Here is a 2,042-nt window from a genome sequence, read left to right on the forward strand (position 1 = left end):
TGACCACGATTTGGGCGTCACCGTTTTGATTGCTGTCTCCGGTCAGAAGGCCGACCCGGTCGGCTCCGTAGCGATTGACGAGCTCAAGGTATTTCTGGTTGCTTAGCGCCTTTATTGGCGTAGTGTAAAAAACTTTTTGATCTGTTTCTATGGCCAAGTGAATTGCGAATTCGCCGACGATGGTCTTTCCGGCACCGGTAGGTGCAGCCACCAAAACACCGCTGCCGCCTGCCAGTGCAGTGCAGGCATCAATCTGAAATTGATCTAGGCCAAAAGGAATTTGATCTAAAAAAGTTTGAACAGACTTTGGTTTTTTGTCGGCCTTGGCCCTTGCGAAACGCTCTGCTGGGCTGAGTTCTTGCACTAGATATCGCTAGCTATTTTGGCCAAGCGTCTTGCCTTGGTGCGGTCATGCAGCCAAGTGATGAGCGCCGCGATGAAATAAAAGATAAGCAGAGGCAGCATGACAAGCAGCATCGACATTGGGTCTGCAGTTGGTGTTGCCAGCGCTGCCACCAGAGCAATGATCAAAATTGCTGCACGCCAAGATTTCATGATGCTTTTTGCGCTCAGCGTGCCGATGAAGTTGAGCAACACCAGAATTACCGGCATGACAAAAGTAATTCCGAAGATCAACAGAATGCGCAGAGCAAAAAGAACATACTCGTTTGCATTAATTACGTTTGCACTTCCGCTAGGTGTGAATCCGAGCAAAGTTTTGATGAATGTAGGAAATGAATACCAGGCAAAGACACAGCCACCGAGAAAGAGCGGAATTGCACTCAGCAAGAATGCGAGCGTGTATTTGCGCTCACGTTTCTTTAGCGCGGGTGTGATGAAGGCCCAAAGTTGATAGAGCCACACGGGGCTCGTGATGAAGACGCCTAAGAAAACTGAAACTTGCATGCGCAAGTCAAATGCGCCAATCACGGTTCCGAAGTTTACGGTTGCGTTTAGACCCTGATCTTTTGCCAGGTCAAGAACCGGCTGCTGCAATAACGCGAAGACGGGGTCAAAGAGATACCAGCCAACGACTGCACCGGCCACAATGAAAGCGGCAGACCAAAAGAGTCGTTTTCTAAGTTCACTCAGGTGGGACCTGAACGACATTTTGCGTTCAGGGTTTTTGCGCGAAGACACTACTTTTCAGAAGGGTTGTCGCCCTTGTCGGCGGTCTTGTCAGACTTGCTGTCACCAGGCTTCATCTCTTTGCGAAATACGCGAATCGACTCGCCCAGGCTCTTGGCTAGGCCAGGCAGTTTTGGGGCGCCCCAAAGTAGCAAGACAATTGCAAGAATGATGATCCATTCCCAGCCTCTAAGGTTCATTTCTGAACTCGCTTTCTGTGACATCAAGGTCGATTAACTTGTTTCTAAGCCTACGCTGTCGGGCTTCGGCCTTAACTCGGCGAGCCTTGCTCAGGCGAAGCTGGTTGGCGATGTGCTCAGTTGGGTCGTCAAGCAGGTTGTCGCCATTTGGCACGTATGAAACCGGCGCTGAGGTTGCCTGCTGCAAAGCCTCAAGTTGGGCAATTATCGGCCCTGCAGCCTTTGCAGCAGCCTGTGCCTTGGCAATTAGTCGCGAACCGATCCAGCCGAAATAGCCCAGTGAGCCGAGCACTAGCACTGCCCAGATAACGACCCAAGCCCAGATTGGCATTAGTCGTCTTTAGGTTGCTGCTCGATTGGCTTGCCGAGCGCGCTCAGGGCATATTCTCGAACCACACGACGTGCCGATTCTGGTTCAAGCACTCGGGCAGCCCCGCCGTAGTGAGCGATGACCTTGCCTAGGTATGGCAAATAGCCAACCTTGATTAGAGCAATAGTCTTGCCGGTCTTCTCGTCTTCTTTGAGAGTCTCAGCTGCGAAGTCACCAAGCAGCGAATATGCCTCTCGATCAACTTCGACAGTTATCTCAACATCGGTGTCATTCGCAATGTAGTCGGCATCATCAATCTCTTGAATGCTCTTGGCCTCTTCGCAAATCTCAACGTCAAGTTCGACCGCCGAGCGCATGTGATCGAGTCTGAAGTTTCTAAGTTC

The 2,042-nt window shown here is 51.0% G+C and carries 5 protein-coding genes; all 5 read right to left on the reverse strand.

Features of this window, described 5'->3' with window-relative positions; all coding sequences use genetic code 11:
• The coding region (locus Q0L26_RS05800) for a DEAD/DEAH box helicase (RefSeq protein WP_296648630.1) at window positions 1–364 on the reverse strand (364 nt) is incomplete at its 3' end.
• Window positions 364–1,140, reverse strand: a complete 777-nt coding sequence (tatC, locus tag Q0L26_RS05805) for a twin-arginine translocase subunit TatC (RefSeq protein WP_296648632.1) — start codon at window positions 1,138–1,140, stop codon at window positions 364–366. The genes Q0L26_RS05800 and tatC, both read right to left, overlap by 1 nt.
• Entirely contained in the window at window positions 1,140–1,328 is a 189-nt protein-coding gene (tatA, locus tag Q0L26_RS05810; protein ID WP_296648635.1) for a twin-arginine translocase TatA/TatE family subunit, read from the reverse strand. The genes tatC and tatA overlap by 1 nt, the downstream gene beginning before the upstream one ends.
• A complete protein-coding gene (locus Q0L26_RS05815) occupies window positions 1,318–1,659 on the reverse strand; it encodes a hypothetical protein (RefSeq protein ID WP_296648636.1) in 342 nt (113 codons plus the stop codon). The genes tatA and Q0L26_RS05815 overlap by 11 nt, the downstream gene beginning before the upstream one ends.
• Window positions 1,659–2,042 (reverse strand): WYL domain-containing protein (locus Q0L26_RS05820; RefSeq protein ID WP_296648639.1); only part of this gene is annotated, 384 nt, incomplete at its 5' end. The genes Q0L26_RS05820 and Q0L26_RS05815, both read right to left, overlap by 1 nt.

This window comes from Rhodoluna sp., assembly GCF_024641065.1.
GTDB lineage: Bacteria > Actinomycetota > Actinomycetes > Actinomycetales > Microbacteriaceae > Rhodoluna.

Bases quoted from the DNA above. Each gene is read 5' to 3' on its own strand.
- tatA (WP_296648635.1), bottom strand. From the start codon at position 1,328: ATGAACCTTAGAGGCTGGGAATGGATCATCATTCTTGCAATTGTCTTG.
- Q0L26_RS05815 (WP_296648636.1), bottom strand. From the start codon at position 1,659: ATGCCAATCTGGGCTTGGGTCGTTATCTGGGCAGTGCTAGTGCTCGGC.